This window comes from Vibrio sp. 704, assembly GCF_033339295.1.
In genome coordinates this window covers 1-639 of record NZ_JAWOUH010000569.1, presented here as the reverse complement: position 1 = coordinate 639, position 639 = coordinate 1, and the positions used below count along the sequence as shown (strand labels likewise).

At 43.5% G+C, this 639-nt stretch carries 1 protein-coding gene; it reads right to left on the bottom strand.

Annotated features, from left to right (window positions below; genetic code table 11):
- Window positions 1-535 (bottom strand): DUF3450 domain-containing protein (locus R7R24_RS27805; RefSeq protein WP_318120300.1); only part of this gene is annotated, 535 nt, incomplete at its 3' end.
- Between the last annotated feature and the right edge of the window lie 104 nt (window positions 536-639).

Here is a 639-nt window from a genome sequence, read left to right as displayed (position 1 = left end):
CTAGTTTAATTTTGCCTTGGTAGATACCAAGCTTGGTGCCGTAGTCCATTTCAATTTGGTAGGCTTCTAGGATTCGACGGAATTTCTCTGCGTCGGCAACATCGGCTCGTATCATCAGATCATCAAGCTTCGCAATGCGTTCTTCACGCGGAGCTTTACGAATAGGTTTGTCGCTGGCCACTATACGCTTGAGTCCTTCAAGCATGTGATACATCAATGGCACGACACCCTGACGAGTTTGAGCAATCTGCTCAATTTGCTCGTTCAAACTGTTCACTTCTTGATGTTGGCTTTCGACCAAACTTGAAAGATGATCACGATAAATCTTCAAGTTGCTGACTTCTTCCTGAAGCTGTTCGATTTCCGCTTCCAGCGTCAGAGCCTTTTCTGCGCTTGCATCAATACGTTTTTGGCTAACCGCTGATGCTTGGTTAGTTTTACTCTGCACTGCTTGTGCATCGTTTAAATTCGCTGCGTGGGCAGGAATCAAAACGGATGAGATCAACAGAGCGATACTTGATTTCATTAGATTCATACGAGTTTAAATGCTATTTCCTAAAAACGACTAAAGGGGAAGACCAAACTTCCCCTTTACTAATCAAATTGTTATCAGTACTTGAACTGGATGGTTGCCATGTA